The organism is Corallococcus silvisoli (assembly GCF_009909145.1).
In the GTDB taxonomy this organism is placed as follows: domain Bacteria; phylum Myxococcota; class Myxococcia; order Myxococcales; family Myxococcaceae; genus Corallococcus; species Corallococcus silvisoli.
The window spans coordinates 1,051,851-1,065,952 of sequence record NZ_JAAAPJ010000001.1 but is presented as its reverse complement, the minus strand read 5'-3'; the positions used below and the strand labels follow the sequence as shown (position 1 = coordinate 1,065,952).

8 protein-coding genes are annotated in these 14,102 nt (G+C 71.3%); 5 read left to right on the top strand and 3 right to left on the bottom strand.

The genetic code is table 11. The features are described from left to right. Nucleotides 1–242 precede the first annotated feature (242 nt). From GTY96_RS04255 to GTY96_RS37445, 3 genes are all read left to right on the top strand, one after another. Nucleotides 243–2,798: a hypothetical protein gene (locus tag GTY96_RS04255; RefSeq protein WP_161663913.1), complete on the top strand. Its 2,556-nt coding sequence runs from the start codon at nucleotides 243–245 to the stop codon at nucleotides 2,796–2,798. Between the two features lie 689 nt (nucleotides 2,799–3,487). Continuing rightward, nucleotides 3,488–5,788 (top strand): thioredoxin family protein, encoded by a 2,301-nt coding sequence (locus GTY96_RS04250; protein WP_161663912.1) that lies wholly within the window; start codon nucleotides 3,488–3,490, stop codon nucleotides 5,786–5,788. Between the two features lie 2 nt (nucleotides 5,789–5,790). After that, entirely contained in the window at nucleotides 5,791–7,437 is a 1,647-nt protein-coding gene (locus tag GTY96_RS37445; protein ID WP_235685310.1) for an FHA domain-containing protein, read from the top strand. A 5-nt stretch (nucleotides 7,438–7,442) separates the two neighbouring features. Here GTY96_RS37445 and GTY96_RS04240 read toward each other — a convergent pair whose 3' ends face one another. The 3 genes from GTY96_RS04240 to GTY96_RS04230 form a co-directional block, all read right to left on the bottom strand. Then, nucleotides 7,443–8,792, bottom strand: a complete 1,350-nt coding sequence (locus tag GTY96_RS04240) for an MFS transporter (protein WP_235685309.1) — start codon at nucleotides 8,790–8,792, stop codon at nucleotides 7,443–7,445. A 147-nt stretch (nucleotides 8,793–8,939) separates the two neighbouring features. Further along, a complete protein-coding gene (locus tag GTY96_RS04235; protein ID WP_161663911.1) occupies nucleotides 8,940–9,089 on the bottom strand; it encodes a hypothetical protein in 150 nt (49 codons plus the stop codon). Nucleotides 9,090–9,168: 79 nt separating this feature from the next. After that, nucleotides 9,169–9,315, bottom strand: a complete 147-nt coding sequence (locus tag GTY96_RS04230; RefSeq protein ID WP_161663910.1) for a hypothetical protein — start codon at nucleotides 9,313–9,315, stop codon at nucleotides 9,169–9,171. A 143-nt stretch (nucleotides 9,316–9,458) separates the two neighbouring features. Between GTY96_RS04230 and GTY96_RS04225 the strand changes: the two genes are divergently transcribed. Both GTY96_RS04225 and GTY96_RS04220 read left to right on the top strand, forming a co-directional pair. Further along, complete coding sequence (locus GTY96_RS04225; RefSeq protein ID WP_161663909.1) at nucleotides 9,459–10,742, top strand: lanthionine synthetase C family protein; 1,284 nt, start codon at nucleotides 9,459–9,461, stop codon at nucleotides 10,740–10,742. Then, nucleotides 10,739–13,948 (top strand): lantibiotic dehydratase, encoded by a 3,210-nt coding sequence (locus tag GTY96_RS04220; protein ID WP_161663908.1) that lies wholly within the window; start codon nucleotides 10,739–10,741, stop codon nucleotides 13,946–13,948. Before GTY96_RS04225 ends, GTY96_RS04220 begins: the two co-directional genes overlap by 4 nt. Nucleotides 13,949–14,102: the final 154 nt, after the last annotated feature.

Here is a 14,102-nt window from a genome sequence, read left to right as displayed (position 1 = left end):
TGCGGCGAGTGTAGCGCTGGCCCTCGCCCGCTCCGCATTCTCTTCCTCGACGCGTGAGCACCGGCCGCCTGCCTGGTGACAGCCGTCACCAGGTCCCCAACGACTGTCATCAGGCCCCGCGCCGCGTGTGGGAGACAAACCCCTGGAATCAGGAACAGTGGGAGGACTCCCGACGCTGGCATGCCAGCCGCAGTGGGTCCGGACATCGCGGTCCGCCCTCCATCCCCCCTCTGGAGTCCCCCATGGCTCTCGCCCCTGTCTCCCGGAAGCCGCTGTCCCTGGTCAGCCCTCCCGCCGTCACCGAGAAGGCGGCGGCCACCGCGCCGAAGGCCGCGCCCGTGGAGCCCAAGGCCGAGCCCCGGCAGCCGGCGGTCGTGGCGGATGGCTTCGATGTGAAGAAGCCCGCCGCGGGCCCGGAGCTGAGCGGCGTGGGCGCCGCGGTGAAGGCCGTGAGCACCGCCGCCGCGAGGGCGAAGGCGGCCCCGGCGGTGGACGCGCCCCCGGCGGAGCGGCAGACGGTGTCCGGCGAGGACAAGGCGAAGCAGGCGGTGGACCTGAAGACGGTGGGCGACCAGCGCAAGGAGACAGAGGACGCGCAGAAGTCGCTGCGGGAGAAGACCACCCAGCAAGCCGACAAGCTCTTCGCCATGGCGGACGGCAAGGAGCAGGTGCCCGAAGGCGCCAGCGTCAAGCGCGTGTCCGACTCCGAGGTGGAGCTCACCCGCGTCAACGGCGAGAAGGAGGTGGTGGAGCGCTCCGTCGCGACGAAGAAGGACGGCGCGGTGGTGATGGACACCGCCTCCTATGAGGACGGCACCAACAAGCGCGACCGGCTGGAGATGAAGGGCGACGGCGCCACCCGGGTGGAGCGCGCGGAGTGGAAGGGCGACAAGAACGAGACCGCCGACCTCAAGTCCTTCGGCGACATCTCCAAGAGCCGCGACACGAACCTGACCTACACGCGCAACGAAGTCTCCATCGAGAAGCACAAGGACGGGGACCGGCTCCACACCGACGAATACTCGCAGGTGAACGGCAACGCCGAGGGCAGCCGCACCTCCTTCTACCAACAGAAGGGCGGCGGCAGCATCGACAACAAGCTCAAGGGCCCGTTCGACTTCAAGAAGCCGGTGGACCGCTCGGACACGTACAGCTACTCCATCCCCGCCCCGGGCGCGGACGGCAAGCAGGGCGACCCGCAGTACAGCCGCGTGCAGAACTTCTCCCAGGACAACGTGAAGGCGACGTCCTACGTGGACCGCACGCTGGACGGCCACACCCAGTTCGCTGGCGAAGGGCCGCACACGTTCGAGGACATGGCCCGGGTCCGCGACGAGTACTCCAAGCACGGCGGTGAGGACTGGGACGCGGACAAGGCGGGCGAAGGCCGCCCCCCGAAGCGCTGGACCGTGGACCTGCAGAAGGACGAGAACCGGCTGGACTCGCAGACCTTCATCGAGGGCTACCCGGACGCGACCATCAAGACGGAGCGGACGCGCGAGGGCAGCACCGTGAAGGAGAAGTACGAGGGCAAGACCTTCGAGAAGGAGGACTCCTCCAAGCGCGTGCCCGTGAGCGGCGAGTCGTCCACCACCTACGGCCAGGACGGCTCCATCGAGAAGATGGACGCCAAGAGCCGCGAGCCGGACGGCGCCGACCTGGAGCAGCACTACAACAGCAGCCGCCAGGCCACCGACCAGGGCCTGGAGCTCCAGGAGTCGCTGGAGACGAAGCGCACGAAGGACAACAAGACGGAGAGCTCCCTCAAGGAGGACACGTCGCTGCTGTCCGACCAGGGCGCGCAGCTGGTCGGCTCCCGCACCACGGTGACGGACGCGGACGGCCGCAAGGGCATCCACGAAGTGGGCAAGGACGGGGAGAAGCTGCAGCTGTCCGGCAAGGGCGGCGCGGACATGCGCGAAGTCACCGACGCGGAGGCCTTCAAGGACGACGCGTTCGGCAAGGTGCTGCTGGAGCAGGCGTCCATCTCCACCGCGAGCACGGTGAACCAGTACGCCAACAGCGGCGGCGCGCAGTCCCTGAACATCCTCAAGGGCCTGAGCCAGGACGCGGGCCGGCTGCCGGCCAAGGCGACGGAGGTCCTGGGCAAGGACACCCTCTCCAAGGGCCTGAACGCGGCGCAGGGCGGCGCGAGCGCGCTGGGCGGCGTGGCGGGCGTGGTGGCGGGCGGCATGTCGCTGGCGCGGGGCATCCGCGAGAACAACATGCCGGACATCGTGAAGGGCGTGTCGGACACGGCCAACGGCGCGCTGAACATCTACAGCGGCGGCAAGGCGTTCACGGAGGCCATCAAGGGCTTCAAGAACGCGGGCGCGCTCACCACCACGACCGCCAACGCGTCGAAGAGCATCCCCTGGGCGAAGACGCTGGCGAACCCGAAGGTGGGCGGCGCGGTGACGAGCGCGGTGCTGGACTCGGTGAAGGGCATGGGCGGCATCGGCAAGGTGGCCGGCGCGGCGGCGAGCGTCGGGAGCAAGGCGCTCTCCGCGCTCAAGGCGGCGGGCGGCGCGGCCAACGTGCTGGGCGCGGTGGGCGGCACGGTGGGCGGCGTGTTCGACATCGTCAACGGCGCGAAGGTGAACGACGGGGCGCAGATCGCCAAGGGCGCCATCGGCATCGCGGGCAGCATCGGCGGCGCGGTCGCGGTGGGTGCGATTGGCGGACCGTTGGGCATGGCGGTGGGCGCGGGCATCGGCCTGCTGACCTTCGGCGTCGGGAAGATCATGGACGCCATCAGCGACAAGCCGCACAAGATCGCGGAGCTCCAGATCGACTGAAGCCGCGCCGCGTCCCCGGGAGGCGGGGGGACACCTCCGCCTCCGGGAGCGCGCTTCAGCGCTTCACGCGCAGGGGGCGCTCGGAGTCCTCGTCGCGCGGCTTCACGAGGGTGCGCCAGTCGCAGGTGCGGCCCCCGATGCCCTCGGGGTGCCGCCCGGCCCCCGCATCCAGGAGGCCCTCGGGGTGCCGCCTGGCCCCCGCATCCAGGAGGCCCTCGGGGTGCCGCCCGGCCCCCGCATCCAGCGCGCACCGGCTCGTGGGGCGTGCGTGCGCGGGAACCCGAAGGCGCCGTCCAGGTCCCTGGGCTGGTCCGCGCCGTCCAGCTCGAGGATGCGAGGGGTCGTCTCCAGCCCGTGCTCGCGGGTGAAGACCTGGAGGGCGTCCTCGGACACGAAGGGCTGGCCTCCCAACTCGCGCCAGTCGGACACCTGCTCCAAGCGGGCCCAGGCATCGACCCACTCCGGCGCGAGCCTTCCGCGCGGCGCCCCTTCGGTGCCTGGGGGCGCCGGGAGGGGAACCTCCAGCCCGGCAGGCCGCTCCTGGGCCCGTGGATGGACGCGGGCCCCTTCCCTCTGGCGCCTGGGGGCAGGCCGTGCCGCACGCAAGCTCCTGTCCTCCATGACGCGCCGGTTGACGTGCGTCCCCGGCGCCCCTCTTATCTGCCCCTCACCTTGAGCAGGAGTCCACGTTGGCAGGCGCACCGGTTGAACTGAGCCCGGAGGATTACAAGCAAGTCACCCAGCGGCCCGGCATGTGCGTCGTGGACTTCTGGGCCTCGTGGTGTGAACCCTGCCAGGAGTTCGCCCCGATCTTCGAGGCCGCGGCGCCGCGCTTCGCGGACATCGCCCTCGCCCGGCTCGATACGGAGGCGCACGAGGAGCTGTCCGAATCGCTGGGCATCGAGTCCATGCCCACGCTCGTCGCGTACAAGGACGGCCTGGAAGTGCACCGCGTCTCCGGCGCGCTGTCCGCCGAGGCGCTGGACCTGCTGCTCACCCGGCTGCGGGCGGTGGACGTCGCGGAGGAGAAGCGCCGCGCCGCGAACCGCGAGCGCACCGAAGCCGGCAAGCTGCCTTCTGGCATCCCCGAGGGCGCGACGTGGGACGACGGCGACGGGGAGTGGTCCTTCGGCCCCACGGACTCCAAGGGCCGGCCGCACGGACCATGGCGCTACTGGCGCGCGGACGGCACGCTCTGCAACGAGTGCATCATGAAGCAGGGCGCGCCGCACGGCCCCTTCAAGCGCTTCCACGAGGACGGCGCGGTGTCGCAGGAGGGGGCCTTCGAACAGGGCCAGCTCCACGGCCCGCGCACCTGGCTCGCGTCCGAGCACTTCACCACCGAGCGCATGCACGAGAACGGCGTGAGCGAGCGCGTGCGCAAGACCGTGATGCAGTACGACCATGGCACCGTCCGGCAGGTGCTCCACTTCGACGGCGCCGGCCAGCGCGTGCTCCCCACCACCGGTGAGCCCTACCCCACCCGTCCGCCGCACCTGCCCGAGGACGCGGAGCTGCGCGAGGACCTGGGCCAGTGGGCGAAGGTGACGCTCAACGCCGACGGCGAGCGCCACGGCCTCGCGCGCTTCTGGGACTCGCAGGGGCAGTTCCTCTGGGAGGCCGAGTTCGTGGACGGCGAGCGCCACGGGCGCTACCGGTCTCGCGCCGAGGACGAGTACGCGGACTTCCGCGTCCACTTCGACGAAGGCCGAATGGAAGGCGACCTCGTCTGCGGCGAGTGGTCGCTCAGGGATTCGCAGCGCGAGGTCGTGCTCACGCGCGACCTGGGCCGGGCGCAGGATGAGCGGACACTGGAGCGCTCGCCGGTGTTCTCCAACCTGGCGCGCACGGCGGAGGGCTGGCGAGAGGTCGCGAAAGAGGCCCGGGCGGACCGGCGCTATCGGGAGGCCCTGCTGGCCACGGCGCGCGCGTGCGCCACGTCCCTGGACGCGCAGCCGCTGAAGGAAGGCCTGGAGGAGCTCACCCTGCCCCGCACGCGGGACTCGGCGTCGGAGCTGGCGGACGACGTCGTGGAGGACGAGGGTCAGGCCTGGGCCCCCATGGCGGATGCGCTCATGCGGGGCGGTGAGGCCGCCACGATCCTGCGCGCCTACGCCGTCCTCCTGGACCAGAGCAACCGGCCGCGCGCGGCGCTGGACTTCGTGCACGCGGCGATGCTGCTCGCTCCGGAGCGCAAGGCGTATCTGTTCACGCGCGGCCTCATCCTGTTGAACCTGGGGTTGGCGGAGCAGGTGCGCCAGGACGCCGAGGGGCTCGCGACGGTGGAGCCGGACACCGCCCGGTTCCTGGGCACGTACGCGCGGGCATTGTTTCCGCGGTTCGACTTCTGGGCGGGGCAGGAACCTCCGCGCTGCACCTACGACGGCCTGCCGGAGAAGCCCGGACAATCCCTGGAGGCCATCCAGGACCTGGTGCGCAAGTACGCCACGCGCCTCCAGGCGATGCGCACCGCGCTGCTCCAGCGGTTCAAGCCTGGGGCCGCAGTGTCCTGGCTTCCGCCGGACCTGTCGGGGTTGTTGGACAAGGGGCCGGTGAAGCTGGAGCAGTTCGAGCGGGAGCTGGGGGATGAGCAGGTGGAGGTCGACGAGACGCTCGACCTGGAGCTGGGGCTCGCAGACCTCGCGCAGATGCTGCGTGGCGACTGGAGCGCGCTGACCTGGCTGTTGTGGTCGTGCGGGGAGACGACGCTCCGGATGCCGTCGCGCATCGCGCCCCCGGCGGACTACGGACAAGCGGCGGGGCAGGCCTCGCAGCGCCTGTGGCAGAGCCGGGACCGGCGCATCCGCGGCGGGGCCAGTCCGACGAAGGCCGGCGACGGCTTCCTGTTCGAAGGCGTGGCGCTGGGCGACCTGCACCCCAGCCTGGTGTCCATCGCGGAGCGGCAGTACGCGGAGACGCAAGCGATGTTCTATTGGCTCAATGACCCGGACCATGTCTCTCCGTGGCAGAGCAATCTGAGGGGCAGCTAGTCATGAATCGGATTCGTGAAACCATCGAGGTCGCCGAGCCCCTGTGGCGGGCGCTGGAGCAGATGAGCCACGACCTGGGCGTGGATCGGAACGCCCTGGTGGCCCAGGCGCTGTTCCTGCTCGCACGACAGAACGGTTATGTGGCGCCGACGCCCGTGGTGCTCGGGAGCGCGGCCGAACCGGCGCCGATGACCGTCGCGGAGGTCCGGTCCCCAGCGCTCCGGCCTACCGACGCCACGACCCGCCCGGCGGATGCCGCCACCGTTCCTCCCGTGAAGGCGCCCGTGTCCGCGCCGGCCCCGGGCGCTCCCGGGCCGCTGAAGGACAGGCCCGCGGAGGACGAGGCCGCTCTCGCACGGGCCCGGATGCAAGAGGTGCTCGCGACCGTGGATGCCGTCGTGCAGCCCCGAGATGTGCCGGTCCCCTCCGATGAGGAGGAATCGGACGAAGAGGAGTCCGACGATGAGACCTCCGCCGAGGAGGACGCGTCCGACGCGGCGTCCGAGGATGACTCGTCCGAGGATGATGACTCGTCCGAGGATGATGACTCGTCCGAGGATGATGAAGCGGACGACAGCGACGACGCGGACGAGGCCGCAGCCGACGAAGACGGCTCGGACGACGCGGACGAGGCCGCAGCCGACGAAGACGGCTCGGACGACGACGACTCGGACGACGACGACTCGGACGACGACGCCTCGGACGACGACGCCTCGGACGACGACGCCTCGGACGACGACGCCTCGGACGACGACGCCTCGGACGACGACGCGGCGGACGACGACGCGGCGGGCGACGACGAAGACCACGCGCACGCCTCGGGCGAGAACGCATCGGACGACGAGGCGGCGGACGAAGACGCTGCGGCGGACGACGACGCGGATGCATCGGACGATGATGACGCGGCTGAGCAAGTCGCGGCCTCGTCCGCCGCTGGGACTACGGATGACACCGACGATGCGGACTCCGACGAAGCGGACGGAGTAGCCGCGAAGGTCCCCGAGGAAGAGGACGACGGTTCCGCCGCCGATATCGAAGCGGCGATCGGCTCCGAATTCGCGTCGAGCGCGGCCGTCGACTCCGGACCCGAAGAGGCCAAGACCGGCGAGGAAGCCATGGGCTCCGACGACGCCGAAGAACAGGCAGCGGCCTCCGAAGCGGACGTCCCCCCCGCCCCCTCCCACGAGTCCGAGGGACAAGACGTCCCCTTCGAAGTCCCCCGCCCCGCGAAGCCCGCCAGCGCCCGGAAGTCCTCGCGCATCCGGCCCGGCCCGCGCGACGAAGAGACGCCCGCGCCCGCCGTGGACTCCGGCAAGAGCGCGAAGCCCACCCCGGCGGCCAGGGCCTCCGCGCGGCGAGAGCTGTTCGTGCGGCTGAGCCCGGATGGGCCCTCGGTCATGGTGGACGTGGAGCGCTTCACCTTGGGACGGGGCCCGCAGTGCAGCCTCGTCGTGAAGTCCGGAAGGGTCTCCCGCGAGCACGCGGTCATCGTGCGCGACGGCAACGACTACTTCATCGAGGACCTGGGCTCATCCAACGGGACCTGGATCAACCACCAGCGCATCAAGCGCCAGAAGATCGCGGACGGGGACACCTTCAACCTGGGCACCGAAGCCGTGTACTTCGCCATGGGGCCGCCCGAGGACTGACGCGCTCAGGCCTTCCGCGGTGGGTTGCGGATGCCCACCGCGGAGATGACCCCGCCCAAAACGAGCAGGACGGCGGTGGCCATCATCGCCCGGTGAAAGCCCGCGACGTCCAGTCGCGGCCCCACGATGAGCCCCGTGAACGCGATGGAGATGAGCCCCGCGACCCGGGAGATGGCGTTGTTGATGGCAGAGCCGATGCCCGCCTGCTCGGGATGGACGGACCCGAGCACCGCGGCCGTCAGCGGCGCCACCGTCACCGTCAGCCCCAGCCCGAACACCAGCACCCCCGGCAGCATCTGGGTCCAGAAGTGCAACGGCGTGCCCACGCGGAGCATCAGCAGGAACCCCACGCTCGCCAGGCACGGCCCCACCGCCATGAACAGGCGCGACCCGTAGCGGCCCGCCAGCCCGCCGAACACGGAGGACAGCAGCAGCATGATGAGCGTGGTGGGCATCAACGCCAGCCCCGCGGCCGTCGCGCGGAAGCCGCCCACCTCCTGAAGAAAGAGCGTGATGACGAACATCCCCAGCGACAGCGCGCCATAGATGGACGTGGTGGCGAGGTTGCCCACCCAGAAGTTGCGCTCCCGGAAGAGCCCCAGCGGCATCATCGGGTGCGGGGAGCGCCGCTCCTGCAACAGGAACGCGATGAACGCCGGCACGCCAAGGCCCAGCGCCAGCAGCACCGTCGGGTGCGTCCAGCCCACCTTGGCCTGCTCGATGAGCGCATAGACCGGCCCGCCCAATCCCAGACACGCCAGGACCGCGCCCAGGATGTCGATGCGAGCACCCGCCGGACGCGGAGGCTCCTCCATCCGCGCGAGCAGCGCGAGCGTCAGCGCGATGGGCAGGACGTTGATGGCGAAGATCCACCGCCACCCCACGGTGTCCACCAGCAACCCGCCCACCAGCGGGCCCGCGATGAACGCGCCCCCCGTCCACCCCGTCCACGAACCAATCGCTTTCGCCTGCTCGGGACCGGAGAAGGTGGCCAGGATGAGCGCCAGCGAGCCCGGCACGAGCAGCGCGCCCGTGGCGCCCTGGAGCCCTCGCGCGAGGATGAGCACGGCTCCGGTGGGGGCCAGCGCGCACAGCAGGGACGTCGCGCCGAACCCCCACAATCCCAGCCGTAGGATGCGCTTGCGTCCAAACGCATCGGACAGCGAGCCCGCGACCAGCATCAGCGAGCCCAGGGTGATGAGGTAGGCATCCACCACCCACTGTTGCAGGGTGAGACCTCCCCCCAGGTCCCGCACCATCGCGGGCAACGCGACGTTGATGATCGCCCCGTCCAGGAACGTGACGAGCGACGCAAGCACCGCGATTCCCAGGACGAGCCGCTGTGGAGGGGTCAAGGTACCGGGACTCTCCCGGAGGAAGCCCTCGCACGCACCCCGGCGCTCTCCAGGACGTTGGGCAGACGACGGACCTCGCGAATGGGGAGGGGAGCCGCTCGCTCCCCTCCCGAGGCTCCTCACGGAGCTACAGCCCCGATGAGCCCGTCAGAGCTCGCACTTCGAGCCGCGATCCGTACAAAGCGGAGTCGTGAGCTCCTTGCGCTCCCTCAACTCTCCTCCCGCTCCGGACAGAAGGCGGACCGTCTCGCGCTTCAGGCTCAGCTTCTTGGGCTTCTGGGTGTCCTGCTTGTCCATGGCATCGTCCTCGCAGTGCAGCGCTTGTGGATGTCGGCGGTGAATCTGGATTCACGGACGCGAGCGTCCGTGAACCGCTTCAGAGGTCACACTTCGGACCGGACTCCGTGCAGAACGGCGTGGTGAGGTCCTTGCGCTGCTGCGGCTCGGCTCCGCCCGAAAGCAGGCGGACAGTCTCGCGCTTCAGGTTCAGCTTCTTGGGCTTCTGGGTGTCCTGCTTGTCCATGACATCGCCCTTTCGTTGCGTTCCTTGACGGCGTCAACTGCAACTGCAAGTCAAACACCTGCATCCCAACCAAACAAGCACTCCACGCCAGAACCGTGAGACGATAATTTTCATTTCCTCTCATGACTGCCAAGGCCAACGACATGCGACGCACACCGCCGTGGAAGCCCTTGCTGCATGGCGTCGAGCACGACATGGCCGTGGAAGTGCTCGCGATGCTCGCCGATGCGCTCTCGCACCTTCCCGCCCATGCGTCCTCGCGGACCTCGCTGGCTCGCGGAGATCCAGGGCGTGCGGTGTTGTTCGACTCGCTCGCGCGGGTCCACGATGACGCGCGGTGGCGCGCGATGTCGGAGGCGCTGCTGGAGCGCGCCTCGGATGCGCTCGCGGAGGAGACGCTGGGGCCGGACCTCTATGATGGCTTCACGGGCGTCGCATGGGCGGTGCAGCACGTGCGCCGCCCCTCCGAGTTACCCGACGAGGATCCGCTCACGGAGATCGACGCCGCGCTCGAGGACTTCCTCCAGACGCGGCCCTGGCCGCATCGCTACGACCTGGTGAGTGGACTGGTGGGCATGGGTGTCCATGCCCTGGAGCGCCTTCCTCGCGAGGGCGCCCGGCGCTGCCTGGAGGCGGTGGTGGCCCGGCTGGGAGAGCTGGCCGAGCGGACACCGGAGGGCTTTCGGTGGAAGACGCAAGCCGCGCACGTCGCGGCACGGCTCCAGGGTGAACACCTCGACGGAGAATTCAACCTGGGCGTCGCGCACGGGGTGGCGGGGGTGCTCCTCGTGCTCGGCGGCGCGGTGGCGGCGGGCGTCGCGGCGGAGAGCGCTCGCGAATGGCTCCAGGGCGGCTGGACGTGGTTCATGGCCAGACGCGCAGCGGACTCCGCGCCGGCGCTCTTTCCCACGCGCGTGGGGGCTCGGGATGAGCCCCTGACGTGGCCTCGCCGTCCGGCATGGTGCTACGGCGATCCCGGCGTGGCGTTCGGGCTGCACACGGTGGCGCGGGCCGTGGGGAACCCGGAGTGGGAGGCGCGGGCGCTCACGCTCTGCCTCGAAGCCGCCGGGCGCTGGCGGGACGCCGCCTTCGTGCATGACGGCGGGCTCTGTCATGGATCCGCCGGGCTCGGGCACCTCTACAACCGCCTGTTCCAGACGACGGGCGAGCCCGCCTTCGAGGCCGCCGCCCGCCATTGGTTCCGGCACCTGCTCTCCGTCCACCGACAGCCGGGGCTGGGCGTGGCGGGCTTCCGCGTGCTGGAGCGCTTCGACGGCGGCGGCGAGGGCTGGACCGACAACCCGGGCCTGCTCTCGGGGGCCACCGGCATCGCGCTGGCGCTCCTGGCGGCGACCTCCTCCGTGGAGCCCACCTGGGATCGCCTGCTGCTCATGTCCCTGCGCCCCTCTCCTCTGGATTCTCCATGACGCCGACGGGCTTCTCCCCTTCCGGGTTCTTCGTCCTCCGCACCCCGCTGTTGCCCTTCGACGAGCTGCGTGCCTGGAGCCAGGGCCTGCTCGCGCCCACCGCGCTGGAGGCTTCCGGCGCGGAGCTGGAAGCGGCGCTCGCCCGCGACCGGGACCTGTTGCGCGAGAGGCTTGCGGCGGTGGTGGCGCGGCCGGAGGTGCGGGAGGCGCTGTTCCTCGCGTCGCCCTCGCTCGAGGAGCAGCTGCCCGCGTGGACGGCCGCGCCGGGAGGTCCGCACGGAGAGAAGCTGGAGCGCACGCTGGTGCGCTACTGGCAGCGCATGACGTCGCGGGCCACGCCCTTCGGCCTCTTCGCCGGCAACAGCCTGGGCATGCTCGCACCGGCGACCCACCTGGGCCTGCCGGCCCGTGAGAGCTACCGCCGCCACACGCGGCTGGACATGGACTACGTGGATGCGCTGACGGACGCGCTCGGCCGGCTGCCCGCGCTGCGCGAGGCCCTGGACTACCGCCCCAACTCCAGCCTGTACCGGGTCGCAGGACGGCTGCGCTACGCCGAGTCGCGGCGCGACGGCGGCACGCGGAGCCACCAGCTCGTCGGCGTGGAGCCCACCCCGTACCTGGAGGCGACCCTGGAGCGGGCGCGAGGGGGAGCCTCGCTCGCCGCGCTCGCGCAGGCGCTGGTGGACGCCGACCCCGACGTGTCCCGCGACGAGGCCGTGGAGTACGTGGACATGCTCGTGGCGAGCCAGCTCCTCGTGCCGGAGCTGGCGCCGCTCGTCACGGGCCCGGAGCCGGTGCGCGAGCTGCTCGCGCACCTGGAGTCCGTGCCGGCGATGGCCGGCCCCCACCGCGTCCTCCAGCACGTGCAGGGCGCGCTCGCGGAGCTGGATGGCACGCCCCCGGGCGCGGAGCCTTCACGCTACCGCTCGCTCGCGCACGGGCTGGAGGCCCTCCCTTCGCCGGTCGATCCAGGCCGCCTCTTCCAGGTGGACCTGCGCAAACCCGCGGACGCACTGACGCTGGGCCCCGCCGTGGTGGAGGCGATGCGCCAGGGCGTGACCCTGCTCCATCGCCTGAGCGCGTCCAGCGAGCCCGCGACCCTGCGGCGCTTCCGCGAGGCCTTCGTCCAGCGCTACGAGGCGCGCGAGGTGCCCCTGCTGGAGGCCCTGGATGAGGACGTGGGCGTCGGCTTCGAGCGTGCGAGCCCGGAGTCCGCGGAGGACTCGCCCCTGCTGCGCGACCTGCCCTTCGCCGCGTCCCGGAGCGAGGAGCGCGTCGCGTGGGGGAAGGCGCAGGCCCACCTGCACTTCCGGCTGTCGGAGGTGCTGCGCACGGGCGGCCCGCTGGAGCTGGACGCCGCGGACCTGGAGGCGCTCGCGAACCCGCGGCCGGGCCCCCTGCCGGATGCCTTCTCCGTGATGGGCTCCGTGCTGGCGGCGTCGCGGGAGGACGTGGACGCGGGGCGGTTCCGGTTCGTCTTCGAGTCGATGATGGGCCCCTCCGGCGCGGCGCTGCTGGGCCGCTTCTGCCACGGAGACCCGGAGCTGCTGCGCCAGGTGACCGCGCACCTGCGCGCGGAGGAGGCGCTGCGTCCGGAGGCCGCCTTCGCGGAGGTGGTGCACCTGCCGGAGGGGCGCGTGGGCAACATCCTCTGCCGCCCGGTGCTGCGCGCGCATGAGCTGGTGTACCTGGGGCGTTCGGGAGCACCGCCGGAGCAGCAGCTCCCGCTCACCGACCTCTTCCTCTCCGTCCAGGGCACGCGCATCGTCCTGCGCTCCCAGCGCCTGGGGCGCGAGGTCCTCCCCCGCGTCACCCACGTCCACAACTTCGGTCACGCGCACCTGCGCCCCTACACCTTCCTGGGCACGCTCCAGCAGCAGGGCGCCACGCCCGGCCTGCGCTGGCAGTGGGGTCCGCTGGCGAGCAGCGCGTTCCTGCCGCGCGTGACGGCGGGCAGGCTCATCCTCCACCGCGCGCGCTGGCGGCTCCAGGCCCCCACGCTCCGGGGGCTCGGAGAACACGAAGGAGCGCGGCGCTTCCACGAGGCGCAGCGGCTGCGCGCGCGGCTGGGGCTGCCTCGCTACGTCGGACTGGAGGACCACGACAACGTGCTGCCGGTGGACCTGGACAACGTGCTGAGCCTCGACACGTTCGTCCACCTGGTGCGCCAGCGGCCGGAGGTGGTGCTGGTGGAGCTGCTCATGGACGAGGGCCTGTGCGTCCAGGGCCCCGAAGGGCGCTTCGTCCACGAGGTGGTCGTGCCCTTCGTGCGCGACGCGCCGGCCGCGCCGGCCGTGGCCCTGCCGAAGCCGCCGCGGGTGGAGCGCTCCTTCCCGCCAGGCTCCGAGTGGCTCTACGTCAAGCTCTACACCGGCACGGCGCTCGCGGACCGCGTGCTGGCGGAGGCCGTGGCGCCCCTCGTCCGCGAGGCCCTGGCCTCCGGCGCCGCGAACCAGTGGTTCTTCCTGCGCTACGGCGACCCGGACTGGCACCTGCGCGTGCGCCTCCAGGGCGACCCCCGGCGGCTGCGCACGGAGGTGCTGGAGCGGCTCCACGCCTTGCTGCACCCGCTGCGGCGGGACGGGCTCGTGCACCGCGTCCAGGTGGACACCTACGAGCGCGAGGTCGAACGCTACGGCGGCGACGCGGGCATGCCCCTGGTGGAGCAGTGGTTCCACGCGGACAGCGACGCGGTGCTGGAGCTGCTCGACACCGTCGTCGGCGACGACGGCGCGGACGCGCGCTGGCGGCTCACGCTGTGTGGCATCGACACGGTGCTGACGGACCTGGGCCTCGACCTGGAGGGCCGCCGCCAGCTGCTCGCCACCCTTCGCCAGGGCTACGGCCAGGAGTTCAGCGTGGACGGCGCCTTCGAGCGGCGGCTGGGCGAACGGTTCCGCGCGCACCGCCAGGAGCTGGAGGCCCTGCTGTGGCGGCCGTGGCCCGCCGAAGGCCCCTTGGCGGCGGGACTCGCGGCGCTGCGCCGCCGCTCCGAACGGCAGGCACCGGTGCTGGCCCGGCTGCGCGCGTGCGCGGACCAGGGACTGCTCACCCAGCCCCTGGAGCGCGTGGCCGCGAGCCTCGTCCACATGCACACCAACCGAGCCCTGCGCACCGCGGCCCGGGCGCAGGAGCTGGTCCTCTACGACTTCCTCCATCGCCTCTACACGTCACGTCAGGCGCGAGAGAAGAAGCAGCCCTGAGCGGCCCTCCACCTCGCCGGAGCCCAGGGTGGTTGCATGGGGGCCTGGGCACGGCGCGCGCTTTTTCCTGCACGCCACTTCTACCGAGGAGTGACAGAGGCCCTGCTGACTTCATTTTTCATGAAATCAATAATTTATCGAAAAAACATGAAAC